The sequence below is a fragment of the Achromobacter animicus genome, assembly GCF_902859585.1.
In the GTDB taxonomy this organism is placed as follows: domain Bacteria; phylum Pseudomonadota; class Gammaproteobacteria; order Burkholderiales; family Burkholderiaceae_B; genus Achromobacter; species Achromobacter animicus.
In genome coordinates, this window is record NZ_CADIJM010000001.1 from 272400 (window position 1) to 288315 (window position 15916).

Sequence of the window (15916 nt, forward strand, 5' to 3'; positions counted from 1 at the left end):
CCTTACCCCGTCAGCCGCGGAAAGGCGTGCAGCAGCGCCAGCGCGATCAGCCCCTGCGCCACGGTGTAGAACAACATCGCCCGGGTGGTGTCGAACGCCGCGCGGCGCGTGGGGCTGAGCCGTCCGGCCAGCGACCGCGCCACCGTAAAGATGGACATCACGGCCGAAATTCCGCCAAAGAGCGCCTGCAGGCCCGCGACGGCGTAGGTCGCCGCCGTGTAGGCGGAGGTTTGGGGGCGGAGCCCCGCCTGCCATTGCGCGGTCAGGTCAAGCGCGGGCGCTGCCGTCAGCAACAGCGCCGCGCCTGCGACGCACCAACGCAGCGCGGCTTGCCGGTCCTGCGTCATCAACCGTCCGGCGGCCACTGCAACGGCGCCGGCCGTCAACAGCATGACGGTCGACAGCATCGGCCACCCGGCCGAGGGCAGCGCGCGGGCAGAGGGCCAGGCCTGCGGATTCGTGGTCCACAGGAACAGATAGCTGAACAGCAACGAGCCGAAGATGCTGGCGCAAACGATCAGCAGCAGCACCATCGCCCACGACGCATGCGACGCGCTGCCCGAGCACATCATGGGCAGCCGCAGGCCGCCGCCGATCTCAACCGGGGGGTAATCCGGCCCGGTATCCGCGTCCCACAGCCAGCGCCACAGCGAGACGACGGCCAGCACACCAAAGGCGGCCGCCAGCGGCATCAACTTGAAGGTCAGCAGCAGGAAGAATCCCGCAGTGCCCACGGCCGCCAGCAGCGGCGACCACGCGGGGCCAGGCAGCGGCAGCACGTAGTCGGGCCGGGCGTCCAGCGCGCTGGTCACCAGTGTGGTGCGCAGGCCAGCCGGCGAATTGGGCAGGTAATGCTGGCCATCGGTGACCTGCCGCGCGAGGCCGGGCTGGTCCCACAACGGCTCGCGGCTGGTGACCGTAGGCACGCTGCGCAGCCCGTAGCTGCCGCTGGGCAGCCACTCCAGCGTGCCGGCGTCCCAGACGTTGCCCGCATTGTTGTCGATGGTCGGCCGGAAGTTGCGCGCCAGATCGATCAGGAAGACGAGCACCCCGGCGGCGATCAGGTAGGCGCCCACGGTCGACAGCAGGTTCAGCGGACCGAGGCCCTGGCTTTCGGCATAGGTGTAGACGCGGCGCGGCATGCCGGCCAGCCCGGTGAAGTGCATCGGAAAGAACGCGACGTTAAAGCCCACGAACATCAGCCAGAAGGCCCAGCGGCCCAGCCGTTCCGACAGCCGCCGCGCGCTGATGAAGGGCGTCCAGTAGTAGAACGCCGCGAATAGCGGGAACACCATCCCGCCGAACAGCACGTAATGCAGGTGCGCAACGACGAAGTAGGTGTCGTGCGCCTGCAGGTCGAACGGAATCACGGCCACCATCACTCCCGTCAGCCCGCCGATCACGAACACGAAGAAGAATCCCAGGATGAACAGCGTCGGCGTCCTGAGCGGGCGCAGCCGGACGGCGGCGGCAAGGGTGGCGATCCACGCGAAGATCTGGATGGCGGTCGGGACCGACACCGCCATGCTGGCGGCCGACGCGAAGCTGAGCGACAGCTGCGGAATGCCGGTCGCAAACATGTGGTGCACCCACAGGCCGAAGCTGAGGAACCCCGTGGACACGACGGCCAGCACCACCAGGCGATAGCCGACCAGCGGCGTGCCGGTCATCGCGGGAATCATCATCGACACCATGCCGGCGGCGGGCAGGAAGATGATGTAGACCTCCGGGTGGCCGAAGAACCAGAACAAATGCTGCCAAAGCAGCGGATCGCCGCCGCGCGCCGCAATGAAGAACGGCATGTCGAAGGCGCGCTCGAGCTCAAGCAGGGCCGTGGCGACGATGACCGCAGGAAACGCAATGATCACCATGCCGCAGAACACCAGCATTACCCAGGCGAACACCGGGATCTTGTCGAGGGTCATGCCGGGCGCGCGCGTACGCAGGATGCCGACGGCCAGCTCGATGGCGCCCGCAATTGCCGAGATCTCAATGAAGCCGATGCCCAGCAGCCACAGGTCGGCGTTCACCGCGGGCGAGTATTGGGTGCTGGTCAGTGGCGGATACATGAACCAGCCGCCATCGGGCGCCAACCCCACGAAGATGCTGCAGAAGAAAACCAGCCCGCCGATCGCATAGGCCCAGTAGGCGTAGGCCGACAACCGTGGAAACGGCAGGTCGCGCGCGCCCAGCATGTTGGGCAGCAGCAGCACGGCCACGGCTTCGACGGCCGGCACCGCGAACAGGAACATCATCACCGTGCCGTGCATGGTGAAGAGCTGGTTATAGAGTTCGTGGCCGATCAGGTTGCTGTCTGGCGCAGCCAACTGCGTGCGCATCATCAGCCCCAGCACGCCGGCCAGGATGAAAAACAGCAGCGCGGTGGCGATGTACAGCAGGCCGATGGACGTGTTGTTCACGACCGTGAGTGCGCGCCATCCGGTGGGACGCTTCCAGGCGCGTTCAAGCTGCTCGAGTTCGCCTTCGGGCCGCGGCAACGCGTTGGGAAGCTCGGTCGGGGATGTCGGGCGCGTCACTTCAGGCCTTCCAGGTAGCGGGCCACGGCGCGCAAGTCCTCGCCCGGCCATTGGTCAAAGGACGGCATGCCATTGCCGGGCTTGATCTGCTGGCTGCCGGCGATCCACCCGCCCAGCGCGCCCACGTTGTTCGGCAATATGCCCGCCGCAAGGGACGGGCGGCTGCCCACATGGGTGAGGTCCGGTCCCAGCGTGCCGCGTGCCTCTGTTCCGCGCACCGTGTGGCATTGCGCACAGGCCTGATTGAATAGCTCGGCCGCCGGTTTCAGCGCGGCGTCGGGCGCGGCTGCCGGCTGGCGTTGCGCCTGCACCCAGGCGTCGAAGGCCTCGGCGTCCACCGCCTGCACGTCGAACAGCATCTGCGCGTGTTGCGCGCCGCAATATTCGGCGCAGTGGCCGCGAAACGTGCCCGGGGTCCGTGCCAGCGCGCGCATCCGGTTCACGCGGCCGGGGATCATGTCGAGCTTGCCACCCAGTTCGGGAATCCAGAAACTGTGGATCACGTTGTCGGACTTGAGCAGGAATTGCACGGGCTTGCCCGTGGGGATGCGGATCTCGTTGGCAGTCTCGAAGATCACGCCGCCGGACGCATCCAGATAGCGCACGCGCCACCACCACAATTCGCCGGTGACTTCGATGCGCGCGGCAAACGATGCAGCGTCCCGGGCCGCCGATGGGGAAGGCGTCAGCACGTAGACGAGCAGGGCGGTCAACGCCACGACGGGAAACGCGATGCCCGCACCGACGATGAGCCCAGGCCGGGAAAGCCGGCGGCGCAGCGTCACCGGACCGAACACCGCGAGCGCCAGCAGCGCGGCCACTACGACGAAGATCGCCGCCGCACCCACGTAAAGGACCCAGCCGATCTCGGCGATGCGCGCGGCGTCCTCGCCGCTGGGTTGGGCCGATGCGGCAAAGGGCAACGCGGCGGCGAGCACGATAAGAAGGATTTTCGCCATGTTCTTGTAGTGGATGACCCGGCGCGCGTTGGCCGACAAGGCCAACGGGCCGCCGGCCCGCGAGGGGCATCGTCAGCATCTTTCGTGCCCGCGTACGCAGCCGAAGCGCAGGCACAGGAGTTGCTGGCAAGTCCAGGTTCTGCGCCAATCAGCGCGATTCAGGAGACGGCATTGCGCCGGCTAGCCCGACCCAACCGCCTGCTACCGGCCCTGGCTGCGATGTTGCTGCTGGGCGCGTGTCAGGAAGACAAGCCGCCGCTCTTTCCTGCGGACGCGGCGGGCGGGTTGCGCGAACGGGCTGACCCAGACCGAGGCCGCCGGTTGATTGCCGAGCACGGCTGCACCGCGTGTCATACCGTGCCCGGCGTCAGCGGTCCGGCGTCCCGCGTCGGGCCGCCGCTGGGCAACATGGCGCGGCAGGCGTACGTTGCCGGTCTGCTGCCGAACACCCCTGAAAATCTGGTGCGCTGGCTGATGGATCCGCCTGCCGTGAATCCCCGTACGGCCATGCCCGACACCGGTCTGCAACAGGCCGACGCCGAGGACATTGCCGCCTATCTGACGCAGCGCGCGGACCGCAAGGCGAGGGCGCCATGAAGCGCTGGAAGCGCACTGCCGCACTCACGCTCGTTGCCGCTGCCGCCACCGCAGGCGCGGTTGGCGGCGGTGTGGTGTATTTCGGCATGTACGACGTGACGGCGACGTCGCCGCACACCACGCCGGTGCATCACCTGCTGGATGTCGCGTTGACGCGGGCCGTGAAGATGCGGTCAGCGGAGATCATGCCGCCTGAACTGGACACCGCCGAACGCATCCAGAACGGTTCACGTCTGTACCGCGCCCACTGCGCCCAGTGCCACGGCGGGCCGGGGGTGGCGCCTCAGCCGTACGCGCTGGGGCTGAATCCGGCGCCCGCCGCGCTCGTCGCCACCGCACGCACGCGCACAGCGGCCGAAATCTTCTGGGTCACGCGACAGGGCATCAAGATGACCGGCATGCCGGCGTGGCAGTATCGGCTGACCGACGACGAGATCTGGGACGTGGTGGCGTTTCTGCGCGTGTTGCCGGGCCTGTCCGCCGATGACTATCGGCGTGGCGATGATGCACAACCGGCGGAAAAGCCGCAGGCAAACGCCCAGACGGCGGCCCATGTGGGAGACGCGCGGGCTGGGCGCGATGCGCTGCAACAGTATCTTTGCGTGACGTGCCATGCAATCCCGGGCGTGCCCGGCGCGTGGAACTACGTGGGCCCGGCGCTGGATCAGATGGGCGACCGGCCGTACATCGCGGGCGTCTTGCCCAATACGCCCGCCAACATGGAGCGATGGCTGCGCAACCCGCCGGCCGTCAAACCGGGCACGGCCATGCCCGACCTGGGCGTCAGCGAACAGGATGCAAGGGATATCTCCGCGTTCCTGCGCACATTGAACGAGGGGCCGTGAAGCGTTTGCCCCCGTCATGGGGCGCCGCATGCAGGAACGGCACTTGCTCGCCTGCCAATCACCGTGATGCACCGGAGCTTTTTCATGACGCAACCGAAATCCGACAACGCCCGAGAATCCATTCCCGGCCAGCCCGACGTCAACAAAGGCGCGTTGCGCCCGTCCGGCCATGCCACGACGCCGGAGCCGGTGCCCGACGTTGACCACCCGCCGCGCGCGCGCAGCCATGACCAGCCGGGCTTCGATCAGGCCGTGGCGCAGGAAGAAGCCGAGGCGCGAACCGGCACGCTGCCTGGCAGCAACGACACGCGTCCCGCGCCGGACCGCGACGAGGAAGAGAAATGATCGTCGAAGTCTTTCAACGCGCGGATGGCCACTGGGGCTTTCGGGGCATCGCTTTGCTGGGCGTCCAGGAGGATGCCGGCTCGTATCCGACGCGCGACGACGCCGCGGCAGCCGCCCGCGTCGCCTACCCGGGCGAGACGATCTCCGAGGTCGATGCCTCGATGGACACCCCGCCGCAGCCACACTCGGATTGACGCCGCGCCAATAACGTGGGGCCCGCGTCCGTACCGCGCGCCGCGCGTCAATATCGCCCGGCGGCCAGCACGTCGTGCAGATATCCGTCCGCGTCTGGCCGTTCGGTAAGCATGTGCCGCACCCACGCGTCGCGTTCATGCGCGATCACGGCCAGTTCCCACACACAAGCCAGCGCGGGCGCGTTGACCGGCGCAAACGCGTCCGGCCGGGCCAACGGTGCGGAGAGCATGCGCTGGCACACGATGCCGCCGGAGATCCACCAGTCCACGAGCAGCCACACGGCCTCCTCGCCTACGTGCGCAATGCAGTAGCCAAGACCATGGGTGCGCGGACCGCCAGCGTGTTCGTCCAGGACGTCGCGCACGGCGGCGCGGACTGACGCGTTGACGGGATCGGACAGGATCGGACCCGCAGCGTTCGGGTCTCGATGAATGCCGTACGCCTTGATCGAATGACCTGCCTCGCGCCACACGCCCAGCGTGGCAATGCGGCGGGGGGAATAGGGTTCTGGAGGAAGCGTCATCTCGTGCGTTGCGGTCGGAAGATTGCGCAATTCTACTGGCGCCCGCGCGACCAGCCCAACCGCCGCGCACCCAGCACGATGCCCGTGGCGGATACCGCCAGGCCGCCGAGGCTCAGCAGGATAAGCGCCAGGTCCCGTCCCGCACCGGCATTCAGCAGGGCGGGGGTGTCCCAGCTATGCAAGAAGTAAAAGAGCCAGCGCCCGACCCGTTGCGCGCGGGACAGGCTCAGCGCCACCTCGCCCGTGCGCAGGTCCACGTAGACGCGGTCACCGGCCGGGGTGTCGAAATCGATTCGCAGGACTGGCAGGCCCCGTGGTGCACCGCCGTTCATCGCTTCGGCGTGGCGCGCGTAGTAATAGGCGTCGTAGTGATCGAGCAACGTCGCCTGAACGGTCGCGCCGGGAAACAGGGCGCGCGCGGCGTCAAGGACCGCATCAGGCTGCCACATCGACTGCACCAGCAATGCACCATCCTCCCGGCGAACGATGCGGCTGCCGGCCGTCGCGTCGCGGGCCAGCACGTACGGCTGGCCTGCCATCCGCCGCCATTCGAGCTGAACCGGTTCAAAGCCCGTGGCGAGCAGCGCCTGCAGCACTGGCTGCGGATCCGCAATCGGCATAGCGAGTTGCGCGCCCGCCATGGCTTGCCGGTCGGGGCCGGGATCGGAGCCGGCGAATAGCCCGCCCGGGTTCATCGACATCAGCCCGCTGAAGATCCACGTGCAGACAAACGCACTGAAGGCGAGACCGATGATGTGGTGCCAGCGCATCCAGGCCTCACGGTAGGGCGTGCGCGCGCCCGTCTTGTAGCGGCCGCGAAAACGCCAGCGCCAGACGCCGACGACCGTGCCGCTGACAGCCAGCACGGTGCAGACGGCCGACAGTGCGATCACCATCCAGCTCCACACCGGATCGACGGAGCGGTCGCGCGCCATGTATAGCCAGTGCAGCCACGCGCCGACGTAGTTCCAGCGCTGTTGCGCGATCGGCGCGTCCAGCACGACTTCGCCCGTCGCCGAAGACACATACAGCGTGCCCGGCGCGTCGCCTTCCATGCTCACCTTGTGCAGGGGGCGATGGCGGTCCAGCCCGCGCGAATGCGTCCAGCGGTCCTCGTCGATCAGGCCCGCATACCGGGCCGTGCCCGCAGGCCAGAACGCGTGCGCCGCGGCCACGCCCATGTCCGCTGTCACCACGCCGTCAGGCCGGCCGGTGCGCGCGGACCAGGCGCGCGGGCCGTCCGGGGTTGGGACGATGTAGGTCGGCTCGCCGCGCACCGACGTCAGGACGGCAAGCGCGCCGCCTGGCCGCGCTGCGTCCAGCGGCAGATACGCGTCTGCAGCCAGCACAGGCAGGCCGGCAAACCGCTCTTCGGGCGTCAGCTTCGGGTAGCCGACATACAGCATGACGATGCCGCTGAGAAACCACACCAGCATCAGCAGGCAGCCGCCAACCCCCAGCCAGCGATGGGCCAGGTAGGTCAGCCTGCGCAGGCGCGCCTTGGCGTCCATGGTCGCGCCCGCCTCAGAAGCGGTGGTTCAACGTCAGTTCGAACCGGCGGCTCGGCCCATACATCCATTGCGTGTTGGTGTAGTAGGCCGTGGTGAAGTACGCACGGTCAAAAACGTTGAAACCCCGGGCCGTGATGGCGGTGTCCTTGTTCACGTCCCAGCGCAGCGCCAGGTCGGTCGTGGTGTAGGACGGCAGTTCGATGGTGTTGGCGCTGTCCGCATAGCGCTTGCCCACGTAGCGCATCCCGCCCATCGCGGTCCAGCCCGGCTGGAAGTTCCAGCTTAGCCACAGATTCGCCAGGCGTTGCGGCACGTTGGGCGGGACATTGCCCGCGCGCGAGACGGCCGCCCCGCCCACCGATTCGGAGAAATCGTCGTACTTTGCCCGCAGCACGGTGGCATTGGCGTCGATCGTCCAGCCGGGCGCAACCGCCAGCGACAGCGACGTTTCCAGGCCGCGCGACGATTGCTCGCCGACCTGCACCCGCAGGCTCGGGTCGTCGGCGTCGCGCGACAGCAGATTGGTCTTGCGGACTTCGTACGCCGCCAGCGTCCACTCGCCGCGTCCATCCATGAAGTTCTGCTTCAGGCCGACCTCGATCTGCTTGCCGCGCGACAGGTCGAACGACGCGTTGGACGGGCTGATCATCAGCAGCCCGCTGACCGGATCGGCGGCTTGCGCGTACTGCGCGTAGACGGCCAGATCCGGCGTCACGTCGTACACGGTGCCGATGCGCCAACCCACGTCGGAAAACGTCTTGGACAAGGCGCGCTGATCGGTGACCAGGTCGTCGCGCGTGACCTTCGCGTGGTCGTAGCGCAGGCCGCCGATGATCGACCACTTGCTGGTCAGCGCCAGGCGGTCTTCCATGAACAGGGCAAACTGATCCGCCTTGTTGCGGTAACGCGGAATGAACGGCACGTCGCTCTGGTATTGGCCGTGATCCGGGTCATACGGATCCACCGACCCCGAACTGCCTGTGTAGGTGTTGTTGATGTGCTTGAACGTGGCGTGGTTGACGTCAAAGCCCACCGATACCGTGTTCTCCAGGCCCGCCAGCGTGCCTTTGAAGACGGCGCTGGTGGTCAGGCCGGTCTGGGTCTGGTCATGCGTGATCTGCGTGTTGTCGGATCGGTCGATCAGGCTGGTCGTGGGGTTGTATACGTAGCGCTCGGCGTTGCGCCAGTCGCGGTCGCTCTGCACGTGATAAAGGCGTGCCCGCACGGTGGTGGCGTCGTTCGGCGTCCAGACGGTGTCCAGCTGGGTCCACTGGTCGCGAAAGCGCATGAAGCTGTCGGCGACGTTGTAGTTCTGCTTGCGCACGGCGTCGTCCTGCTCGCCGTTGATCATCGGGGTGCCGAAGTACCGCATCGGGCGCTGGTAGCCGTAGGCGTAACTCAACGTCATGTTCAGGTCCGGCGTGGCGTCCCAGCGCAACGCGCCCGAAAACGTCGCATCGCCCGACTGGCCGCGGTCGACATAACCGTCCGTGTAGTTGCCGCTGACATCCAGGCGATACGACAGGGTGTCACTCAGCGCGCCGCCGCTGCCCAGTCCCAGCCGCGCCGTATCCTGCGTGCCGATCGTGGCCTGCACTTCGTTCTGGATCGGCCCGCGAGTGGGACGCTTGGGAATCACATTGACGACGCCGCCGATCGCGCCGTCGCCATAGATGACGGACGCGGGGCCGCGCAGCACCTCGATGCGCTCGACCGACCACGTGTCGAACGGAAACGTCAGGCCGACGCCGCCATACTGGCGCAGTCCGTCGTACAAGCGCATGACCGACGTGCTGTCGGTGAAGCCGCGCACCGACAGGGCGCTATTGCCGTTGCCAGGGTGGGGCGCGGCCGAGAAACCGGGCGCGCGGGTAATCGCTTCGATCACGCTGGCGTCGCCGCGGGACTCGATCTGTTCCCGCGAAATGATGTCGACGCTGGCGGGCGTCTGCATGGGCGTGAGGCCGAGGTTGGAGCCGGTGGATGCCTCGGTAGTCAGCGCCGTTTCGGATCCGCCGACCACGGTGATGGGGGCGAGGGTGGCGGGAGCGGTTTGGGCGGCGGCGTTGAACGCGGCCAGGATCAGCGTCGTGCCGAGGCACGCGTGCGTACGAACGATGGTCAAGATGACCCCTCTTCTTTTGTCTTCGACTGAATCTGCCGCCGGCCTGAAGGCCGGTCGGCAAAGCGCGGGCGAAGAGGGGATGGCCGTGCAGGCAGCGCCGATGCGATGGCGCCATGAGGCTGGTCTACGGGGTTCCCGCTCTTCGCTGCCGTGCGCGGCGTCAGGGGCGCGCGCGGCGGATCAGGAAGACAGGGAAGGCGGGGCGCGTGACCCCAGCGGCGGCCCAAGGGCCGGCAGCGGCGGCGTGGCGCGGTAGACGGGAGTGTCGGGCGCGGCGTAGGCGGCGCGCGCCGACAACGCAGGTGCGAGCCCGGTGTCCGGCAGAATTGCGTGCGCGGCGAGGGCGCCGAAGGCGCAGGCCTCCGCAGCACCGTGCTTGGCGTCCGGCTCGGCCGGCAGGTCGAACGTCACGTTCATCGTGCCGCCGGCTTCGCACAGCGTCAGCATCAGCGAGGTCGTGGACGGCCCCGCCATGTAGCCGGTCGGGATGAAAGCGCGCAGCACAAAGGCGGCCATTGCCAGGCAGACGAGCAAGCGCCAAGGCAGGCCGCGGGGCTGAAACGCAGAGTCCCGATGAGTCGACATGGGCGGGATTCTATTACAGAACCTCACGCATTCTGTCCGAATGGAAACGCATGCGGCGTTCGGTCGCAGGGCGCTTACTATCGATCGGGTGTGTGCATTGGAAACCCGACAGGAGTTCGCCAGGATGATGCCCCCATCGAACGACAGCCCGACCGGCACGCCGGATGGCAGGACGCAGTCAGGCTTCCCGTCTCCTTATCCGCAGGCCCCCTGGAAACTGCACGGCCATGCGCTCCTGAGTGCATGGCGGGTGCCGCTGGCCGATCTGCCGCAGCAGGCGCCCGGTGATGCCCGCGTGGTCACGTTGGGACGCCATGCCATCTGCACCACGGTCTGGACCGCTTACGAGCCGGGCGGCACGCTCGCCTACAACGAGCTGCTCTTTGCGACGGCGGTGCGTCACGCGGGATTGCTGGCGCCCGCGTGCACGGTGGGGCCGATCTGGGTGGACGACGAGGCGGCCGCAGAAGGTGGCCGCAAGCTGTGGGGCATCCCGAAGCGCATCGGCTATTTCGAGCCGCTGCCCGTCTTGGGCGGGCCAGGTGAGCCGGCCGCGTTGGCGCAAGCGTCGCTCGTCGCGGAAGGCCGGCCCGCCGCCAGCGTGCAATTCCGGCCCGGCCTGCGCGTTGCCTTGCCGCTACGTTTCGCGGTCTGGACGGTTCAGGACGGGCCGGCAGGGCTGATCCGCACGCGCTGCACGCTGCGAGGGACGCTGCGTTTCGGGACCGCGCACTGGCGCACGGCCGAAGCGGGTCCGCTGGGATTTCTGGCACGGCGGCAACCGGTGGCCAGCGCATGGTTGGAACGGATGTCGGTGTCGTTCGGGGTGTAGCGGTGCGCTATGCACGCCGGTCGAACACCACGCACGTGGTGGTGGCGTGCGCATACAGCTTGCCGTTCTCGTCCTCCACCCGCGCCTGCGCGGTGGCGATCTGCTTGCCGCTATGTATCAGCGTGGCGGCGGCGCGAAGCGGGCCGCTGGATGGCGCCGCCGCACGCACGATGTTGACACTGAGTTCGACCGTCGTGTAGCGCCTGCCTTCCGGAAGCGCACTTTGGATCGCGCAACCCAATGCCGAATCCAGCAGCGTCGAGAACCAGCCGCCGTGGACGGTGCCGAACGGATTGCAATGCCGCAGTTCGGGGATGCCGAGGAACACGGCCCAGCCCGAATCCGCTTCTACCAACGTCATGTTCGCGGTGTCGTTCATGGGCGGGTAGGGCAGCTCGCCGGCCATCATCGCGTGCAGGATCTGCAAGCCTGTCATGCCTGCGATCTGATCCGGACTGGCGATACCGGGCTTGCCCCCGCCCGTGCGCAGCCGCGCCAATGCAGCCTGGTGCTGGACCGTCCAGCACGTCTGTTGATTTCTGTACATACGACCCCCTCGTTGTGAAGCCCCGGCGGGCGAGTGCCACGCCGCAGGCGGCGTGAATCAACCCGTCGTTACCCGGGCCGCAACAGGTTGGGAAGCGTCCTGCGCGACGGCAGGCCGGATCTTGAACCAGATGGCGTACATGGCTGGCAGGAAGACCAGCGTGATGATCGTGCCGGCGAACGTGCCGCCGATCAGGGTGTAGGCCAGCGTTCCCCAGAACACCGAGTGCGTCAACGGGATGAAAGCCAGTATCGCGGCCAGCGCAGTCAGGATCACCGGTCGCGCCCGCTGCACCGTCGCCTCGACCACCGCGTCATAGGGCGCCAGGCCTTCCTGTTCGTTGTGGTGGATCTGGCCGATCAGAATCAGCGTATTGCGCATCAGGATGCCGGACAGGGCAATCAGCCCGACCAGCGCGTTGATGCCGAACGGCTGCTGGAACAGGAGCAGTGTCGGCACAACACCGATCAGGCCGAGCGGGCTGGTCGCAAAAACCATCACCATGGCGGCGATGGATCGCACCTGCAGGATGATGATCAGCAGGGTGATGGCAATCATGATCGGAAACAGCGGCAGCATGGCAGTGCTTGCCTTCCCAGATTCCTCGATGGAGCCGGCCTGTTCGATGCGGTATCCCGCTGGCAGGTCGTTGATGACAGGTTGCAGTTGCTTGAAGATCGCGGCGGAAACGTCAGGCGGCTGAAGGCCTTCCGCGATGTCGCCGCGAACCGTAATGGTCGGCGTGCGGTCACGGCGCCGCAGGATCGGATCCTCCATTTGCACATCCACCGTGCCAACCTGCGACAGCGGCACGCGTTGGCCGTCGGCCCCCACCAGCGTCAGACCGGCGATCTTGGCTGGATCCAGGCGGACGTCACCGGCCGCTCGGCCGACCACTTCAACCGAGCGGATGTCCTCGCGAACGTTGGTGAGGGGTACGCCAGTCAACAGGAACTGCAACTGTAGGGCGACCGAGCTGGAGGTCAGTCCCACCGCCTGAAGCCGGTCCTGGTCCAGCGTAAAGTGCAGGGCGGGAACCCGCGCGCCCCAATCGGTGTTTACGGTGCGCATCATGGGATCGGCGTGCATGATCGACTGGACGCGCGCGGCAATCGCGCGCAACTGGCCGGCATCAGGCCCCATGACGCGATAGGCCACCGGGAACGGCGAGGGCGGTCCGAACACGATCTGAGTGACGCGGACCTGCGCCTGCGGCGCCAGGCCGTCGGCGATGGCCTGGCGAAGCCGGAGCTTGAGCGCTTCGCGTTCCTTGTCGTTGCCCGTCAGCACGACGATCTTGGCGAATGACGGGTCCGGCAGCTCGGGCGCCATGGCCAGAAAGAAGCGCGGCGCGCCTTGTCCGATGTACGCGGTGACGATCCTGGCTTCCGCCTGCTTGGCCAGCCACGCTTCGACTGTCGCAGCGGCCTCGCTGGTTTGTTCAATGGACGTGCCGTACGGCATCTGCACTTCAACGAGCACCTCGGGCCGATCCGAAGTGGGAAAGAACTGTTTGTTGACCAGACCCATGCCAACCACGGCCAGCGCAAAGACCGCGACCACCGTGCCCGCCACCAGCCATTTGCGGCCGATGACGTGCCCCAGCAGACGCCGGAACCGGTTGTAGTGGCGGGTGTCGTAGATGGCGTGGTGTCCGCCTTCAACCTTCTTGATGTCCGGCAGCATCTTCACGCCCAGATACGGCGTGAAGAACACCGCCACCACCCAGGACGCGATCAGCGCAATGCCGACGATCCAGAACATGTTGCTGGTGTACTCGCCCGCGGTGGAACGCGCGAAACCGTTCGGCATGAAACCCACCGCGGTGACGAGCGTGCCGGACAGCATGGGGGCGGCCGTGTGACTCCACGCATACGCCGACGCTGCGATCCGGCTATAGCCTTCTTCCATCTTGACCACCATCATTTCGATGGCAATGATGGCGTCGTCCACCAGCAGGCCGAGCGCCAGAATCAACGAGCCAAGCGTGATGCGGTCGAAATTCTTGCCCGAGGCCGCCATGATCACGAACACCGCCGCAAGGGTCAGGGGCACGGCGGCGGCCACGACGATCCCGACGCGCCACCCCATGCTGACAAAGCACACCAGCATCACGACAAGCAGTGCGACGAAGAACTTGACCATGAACTCGTCCACCGCCGCGCTGATGTTCACGGCCTGGTCGGTGACCTTGGTCAGGCTCATCCCGAGCGGCAATGCGGTGTTGATCTTGCCGACCTCCTGCTCGAGCGCGCTGCCCAGATCCAGCCCATTCCATTCGTCGCGCATGACCACGCCCAAGAGCAGCGCGGGCTCGCCGTTATTTCGCACCAGAAACGTGGCCGGGTCTTCATACCCGCGTTCCACGGTAGCCACGTCGGCAAGCTTCAGCGTGCGTCCCCGGGCGGTGATGGGCGTCTGGCGGATCTTGTCCAGGCTGTCGAACGCGCCGTCTACGCGCAGGAACACCTGGGGACCCTTGGTCTCGATCGACCCGGCAGGCGTGAGGACGTTCTGCGCGTTGAGTGCGGCGAAAATGGCCTGCGGATCGACGCCGAGCGTAGCCAGGCGGTCATGGGAGAACGACACGAAGATCCGCTCGGGCTGCTCGCCGATGATGTTCACTTTCTTGACGCCCGGCACGTGCAGCAGTTGCTGGCGCAGGGCTTCGGCATCGCGGGCGAGCAGACGCTGGGGCTCGCCCTTTGCCTTGAGCGCGTACAGGGCAAACGTGACGTCCGCGTACTCGTCATTGACCATGGGCCCGACTACGCCGGGCGGCAGACGTCCGGCTTCGTCGGCAAGCTTCTTGCGCGCCTGATAGAACTCTTCCTGCACCGCCTGAGGCGGTGTGCTGTCCAGCAGCGACACCATGGTGAATGCCAGGCCGGGCCGCGTGAAGGTTTCGGTCCGGTCGTACCAGCGCAACTCCTGCAACCGCTTTTCCAGCGGTTCGGCGACCTGGTCCTGCATCTCCTGTGCGGTCGCCCCGGGCCATGCGGTGACGACGGTCATCTGCTTGATGGTGAAGGGCGGATCTTCAGCACGGCCCAATTGGAAGAACGCGAGAACTCCGGCGACAGAGACGAGAAGAATCAGGAACAGCGTGATCGAGCGCTCGCGCACGGCGAGCGCAGACAAATTGAAGCGGCCTTCGCTCATCAACGCGCTCCCACGAGGTCGGCAGCCTTCTGCTCCCCAAGCCTGACCGGCTCGCCTTCATGCAGCAGATGCGCACCCAGGGACACGACACGTTCGCCGGGCTTGAGGTCGCCGGCGACACGCGCCACATCGTCGCTCAGGCCGTGCACCTGGACGGGCCGCCGCGCCACCTGGGCCGGGGCGCCATCCACCACCACCCAGACGCCCGGGCCGGCGCCGGTGTCGAAGACCGCGCCTATCGGCACCTGCAGCAGGGGCGTGCCGTCCGGCGACTGCGGAATGTCGATCGTGACGGTGGCCCCCAACGGGGCGCGGGCCAGCGCGCCTTCCAGCACATACCTGGCCTCGAACGTCCGCGTGACGCGATCCGCCGCATCCGACAGTTGCCGCAGCGTGGCCGGGGCGGGGGACTGGCGGTCCCCGTACAACATTGCCCGGGCGGCGGATCCCACGGATGGCCGTAGTGTTTCGGGAAGGTGCACGATGGCTTCGCGCTGGCCGGCGCGCGCCAGCCGCACGACGGATTGCCCGGCGGCAACGACCTGTCCGGGTTCGGCCAGCGTGTCCACGACGACGCCGTCCGCGTCCGCCACCAGCACCGCATAGCTCGACGCGTTTTTCGCGACCTCGGCCCGCGCTTCGGCCGCCTTCAGATCGGCACGCGCCGTGTCGGCCGCGGCCTTGATCTGCGCATAGGCCGACGCGGACACGGCGCCTTCTGCCACCAGGCCGCGATAGCGGGCATCGTCGTCGACAGCCTGTTTTGCGCGCGCACGCGCCGAGGCCACGGCTTCAATCTGCGCACGGGCCTGCAGGCCCAGATCTTCCGGATCCAGCCGCATGAGCGGCTGGCCGCGGGTCACCGATTGACCGGTGTCGACCAGTCGCTCCAGCACTTTCCCGGACACGCGGAATCCCAGGTCGCTTTGAACGCGCGCCGCCACGACCCCCGAAAAGGAGCGTGCGGGCGCGGATGCGGTTTGCGCCACGCCGACTCTGACAAGGGGCGGGTCGACGCGGGGATCTGACGGGGGGCTATCGCCGCATGCCGCAAGGGCGACAGGCAACAGGCAGAGGGCAAAGGGGGCAAGCAGACGCCGAAGCATGGGAGACCATCCTCACAAAGAAGGTCCCCATTCTATACAAGTGACCA

General features: G+C 67.3%; 14 protein-coding genes. 5 read left to right on the forward strand and 9 right to left on the reverse strand.

What is annotated here, in order from left to right; translation table 11 throughout:
• Positions 1-2 precede the first annotated feature (2 nt).
• Together HV681_RS01200 and HV681_RS01205 are read right to left on the reverse strand one after the other, a co-directional pair.
• Entirely contained in the window at positions 3-2537 is a 2535-nt protein-coding gene (locus tag HV681_RS01200; protein WP_254594853.1) for a cbb3-type cytochrome c oxidase subunit I, read from the reverse strand.
• The gene (locus HV681_RS01205) at positions 2534-3496 is read right to left on the reverse strand and encodes a cytochrome c oxidase subunit II (RefSeq protein WP_175121327.1); all 963 of its coding nucleotides are present in this window, start codon (positions 3494-3496) and stop codon (positions 2534-2536) included. The genes HV681_RS01200 and HV681_RS01205 overlap by 4 nt, the downstream gene beginning before the upstream one ends.
• Positions 3497-3667: 171 nt before the next feature.
• On the opposite strand from HV681_RS01205, the gene HV681_RS01210 reads away from it, so the two are divergent.
• The 4 genes from HV681_RS01210 to HV681_RS01225 all read left to right on the forward strand — a co-directional run bounded on the left by HV681_RS01210 (position 3668) and on the right by HV681_RS01225 (position 5477).
• Positions 3668-4093, forward strand: a complete 426-nt coding sequence (locus tag HV681_RS01210; protein ID WP_175121328.1) for a c-type cytochrome — start codon at positions 3668-3670, stop codon at positions 4091-4093.
• Complete coding sequence (locus HV681_RS01215; protein ID WP_175121329.1) at positions 4090-4938, forward strand: c-type cytochrome; 849 nt, start codon at positions 4090-4092, stop codon at positions 4936-4938. The genes HV681_RS01210 and HV681_RS01215 overlap by 4 nt, the downstream gene beginning before the upstream one ends.
• Positions 4939-5022: 84 nt before the next feature.
• Complete coding sequence (locus HV681_RS01220; protein WP_175121330.1) at positions 5023-5283, forward strand: hypothetical protein; 261 nt, start codon at positions 5023-5025, stop codon at positions 5281-5283.
• The gene (locus HV681_RS01225; RefSeq protein WP_175121331.1) at positions 5280-5477 is read left to right on the forward strand and encodes a hypothetical protein; all 198 of its coding nucleotides are present in this window, start codon (positions 5280-5282) and stop codon (positions 5475-5477) included. Before HV681_RS01220 ends, HV681_RS01225 begins: the two co-directional genes overlap by 4 nt.
• Positions 5478-5524: 47 nt before the next feature.
• Here the strand turns inward: HV681_RS01225 and HV681_RS01230 are convergent, their stop codons facing one another.
• From HV681_RS01230 to HV681_RS01245, 4 genes are all read right to left on the reverse strand, one after another.
• Positions 5525-6001 (reverse strand): hypothetical protein, encoded by a 477-nt coding sequence (locus tag HV681_RS01230; RefSeq protein WP_175121332.1) that lies wholly within the window; start codon positions 5999-6001, stop codon positions 5525-5527.
• A gap of 32 nt (positions 6002-6033) precedes the next feature.
• Positions 6034-7512, reverse strand: a complete 1479-nt coding sequence (locus HV681_RS01235; protein WP_175121333.1) for a PepSY-associated TM helix domain-containing protein — start codon at positions 7510-7512, stop codon at positions 6034-6036.
• 13 nt (positions 7513-7525) lie between these two features.
• Positions 7526-9637 (reverse strand): TonB-dependent receptor, encoded by a 2112-nt coding sequence (locus HV681_RS01240; RefSeq protein ID WP_175121334.1) that lies wholly within the window; start codon positions 9635-9637, stop codon positions 7526-7528.
• A 180-nt stretch (positions 9638-9817) separates the two neighbouring features.
• Positions 9818-10222, reverse strand: a complete 405-nt coding sequence (locus tag HV681_RS01245) for a DUF2946 family protein (protein ID WP_175121335.1) — start codon at positions 10220-10222, stop codon at positions 9818-9820.
• Positions 10223-10346: 124 nt separating this feature from the next.
• On the opposite strand from HV681_RS01245, the gene HV681_RS01250 reads away from it, so the two are divergent.
• Positions 10347-11054: an acetoacetate decarboxylase family protein gene (locus HV681_RS01250; RefSeq protein WP_175121336.1), complete on the forward strand. Its 708-nt coding sequence runs from the start codon at positions 10347-10349 to the stop codon at positions 11052-11054.
• 7 nt (positions 11055-11061) lie between these two features.
• On the opposite strand, the gene HV681_RS01255 is transcribed toward HV681_RS01250, so the two are convergent.
• Genes HV681_RS01255 through HV681_RS01265 form a run of 3 tightly spaced genes read right to left on the reverse strand, consistent with a single transcriptional unit; the run spans position 11062 to position 15869 of the window.
• Positions 11062-11601 (reverse strand): PaaI family thioesterase, encoded by a 540-nt coding sequence (locus HV681_RS01255; RefSeq protein ID WP_175121337.1) that lies wholly within the window; start codon positions 11599-11601, stop codon positions 11062-11064.
• Positions 11602-11658: 57 nt separating this feature from the next.
• The gene (locus HV681_RS01260) at positions 11659-14763 is read right to left on the reverse strand and encodes an efflux RND transporter permease subunit (protein WP_175121338.1); all 3105 of its coding nucleotides are present in this window, start codon (positions 14761-14763) and stop codon (positions 11659-11661) included.
• Positions 14763-15869 (reverse strand): efflux RND transporter periplasmic adaptor subunit, encoded by a 1107-nt coding sequence (locus HV681_RS01265; protein ID WP_175121339.1) that lies wholly within the window; start codon positions 15867-15869, stop codon positions 14763-14765. The genes HV681_RS01260 and HV681_RS01265 overlap by 1 nt, the downstream gene beginning before the upstream one ends.
• Between the last annotated feature and the right edge of the window lie 47 nt (positions 15870-15916).

What these genes read in the sequence shown, in the direction of transcription:
- HV681_RS01255 (WP_175121337.1), bottom strand. Translation starts at nt 11,601, where the DNA reads ATGTACAGAAATCAACAGACGTGCTGGACGGTCCAGCACCAGGCTGCA.
- HV681_RS01220 (WP_175121330.1), top strand. Translation starts at nt 5,023, where the DNA reads ATGACGCAACCGAAATCCGACAACGCCCGAGAATCCATTCCCGGCCAG.
- HV681_RS01205 (WP_175121327.1), bottom strand. Translation starts at nt 3,496, where the DNA reads ATGGCGAAAATCCTTCTTATCGTGCTCGCCGCCGCGTTGCCCTTTGCC.
- HV681_RS01245 (WP_175121335.1), bottom strand. Translation starts at nt 10,222, where the DNA reads ATGTCGACTCATCGGGACTCTGCGTTTCAGCCCCGCGGCCTGCCTTGG.
- HV681_RS01225 (WP_175121331.1), top strand. Translation starts at nt 5,280, where the DNA reads ATGATCGTCGAAGTCTTTCAACGCGCGGATGGCCACTGGGGCTTTCGG.
- HV681_RS01260 (WP_175121338.1), bottom strand. Translation starts at nt 14,763, where the DNA reads ATGAGCGAAGGCCGCTTCAATTTGTCTGCGCTCGCCGTGCGCGAGCGC.
- HV681_RS01235 (WP_175121333.1), bottom strand. Translation starts at nt 7,512, where the DNA reads ATGGACGCCAAGGCGCGCCTGCGCAGGCTGACCTACCTGGCCCATCGC.
- HV681_RS01230 (WP_175121332.1), bottom strand. Translation starts at nt 6,001, where the DNA reads ATGACGCTTCCTCCAGAACCCTATTCCCCCCGCCGCATTGCCACGCTG.
- HV681_RS01215 (WP_175121329.1), top strand. Translation starts at nt 4,090, where the DNA reads ATGAAGCGCTGGAAGCGCACTGCCGCACTCACGCTCGTTGCCGCTGCC.
- HV681_RS01250 (WP_175121336.1), top strand. Translation starts at nt 10,347, where the DNA reads ATGATGCCCCCATCGAACGACAGCCCGACCGGCACGCCGGATGGCAGG.
- HV681_RS01265 (WP_175121339.1), bottom strand. Translation starts at nt 15,869, where the DNA reads ATGCTTCGGCGTCTGCTTGCCCCCTTTGCCCTCTGCCTGTTGCCTGTC.